Here is an 888-nt window from a genome sequence, read left to right as displayed (position 1 = left end):
GGTTGGCGGCGGTGACCAGCGGCAGCCCGGTGATGGCGGCGAGGTGGCGGCGGGCCGACTCGGCGTAGCCGGCGGGCGCGTTCAGTCCCGTGCCGATCGCGGTCGCCCCGAGGTTGATCTCATGGATCAGCTCCACGGCCTCCGCCAGCCGGCTGCGGTCCTCGTCCAGCATGACGGCGTACGCGGAGAACTCCTGGCCGAGCGTCATCGGCACCGCGTCCTGCAACTGCGTACGGCCCATCTTCAGCACGTCACGGAACTCCACCGCCTTGGCCGCGAAGGCGTCCTGCAGCACCGCCATCGCCTTGAGCAGCCCGCGCACCGCGAACACCGTCGCGACCTTCACGGCGGTCGGGTAGACGTCGTTGGTCGACTGACCGAGGTTGACGTCCTCGTTGGGGTGCAGGAAGCGGTACTCGCCCTTGGCGTGCCCCAGCAGCTCCAGTGCCCGGTTGGCGACGACCTCGTTGGCGTTCATGTTGGTCGAGGTGCCGGCACCGCCCTGGATGACGTCCACGACGAACTGGTCGTGCAGCTCCCCGGACCGGATCTCCCGGCACGCGGCGACGATCGCGGCGGCCTTCGCCGGCTCCAGCAGGCCCAGCTCCTCGTTGGCGAGCGCGGCGGCCTCCTTCACGGCGGCCAGCGCGTCGATCAGGTGCGGGTAGGCGGAGATCGGTGTCCCGGTGATCGGGAAGTTCTCGGTCGCACGCAGGGTGTGCACACCCCAGTACGCGTCGGCCGGGACGTCCCGGTCTCCGAGCAGGTCGTGTTCACTGCGGGTGACGGCGGCGGTCATGAGGGTGCGGCCTCTTTCTGGGAGTGAGGGTGGAAGGAGGGGAGACGTCTGTGGAGGTGGTGGCCGGCCCGAGCGGTGCGAGGTGACGC

At 70.3% G+C, this 888-nt stretch carries 1 protein-coding gene; it reads right to left on the bottom strand.

All coding sequences use genetic code 11. From position 1 onward, the window contains the following. On the bottom strand, window positions 1–799 hold a 799-nt coding region (locus tag ALMP_RS42655), incomplete at its 3' end, for a lyase family protein (RefSeq protein ID WP_264937436.1). Between the last annotated feature and the right edge of the window lie 89 nt (window positions 800–888).

It is taken from the genome of Streptomyces sp. A012304 (genome assembly GCF_026008495.1).
Taxonomy (GTDB): Bacteria; Actinomycetota; Actinomycetes; order Streptomycetales; family Streptomycetaceae; genus Streptomyces.
Note: the sequence above shows the minus strand (reverse complement) of the source record. Positions and strands in the feature narration are given on the sequence as shown.